Origin of the sequence: thiotrophic endosymbiont of Bathymodiolus puteoserpentis (Logatchev), assembly GCF_900127505.1 — a bacterium.
Lineage (GTDB): Bacteria > Pseudomonadota > Gammaproteobacteria > PS1 > Pseudothioglobaceae > Thiodubiliella.
Window position 1 is genome coordinate 3,519 of sequence record NZ_UEXF01000011.1, and the last position, 297, is coordinate 3,815.

The following is a 297-nucleotide window of genomic DNA, read 5'->3' on the forward strand; positions in this document are numbered from 1 at the left end:
ACGCCAACAATGATGTTTGTGTCTTTGGTTGAGACGATTGAGACTTTATTGCCATACTCGTATTGTTTGTGGTCTTTGCCTTTGGCAATGACATACACATCAGGCTCGTGCAATGAATAGATCTTGTTCTTATCTTTGGGTTGTTGTGCTAATACTTGTTGGTAAAACAAAAAATCTTTTTGATAAGTTTCAAACAGGCTGTGTGTGAAGTTTGCGTTGCAATTCTCTGATGAGTTTGTTGGCAATAGTTCTTAGGCGGGTTAAGGCTTTTTTAGCTTTGGCACGCTTTTTAACATG

1 pseudogene is annotated in these 297 nt (G+C 38.4%); it reads right to left on the minus strand.

The features are described from left to right. A pseudogene (locus BHECKSOX2_RS10520) lies at nucleotides 1-297 on the minus strand (IS5/IS1182 family transposase); the annotation flags it as partial.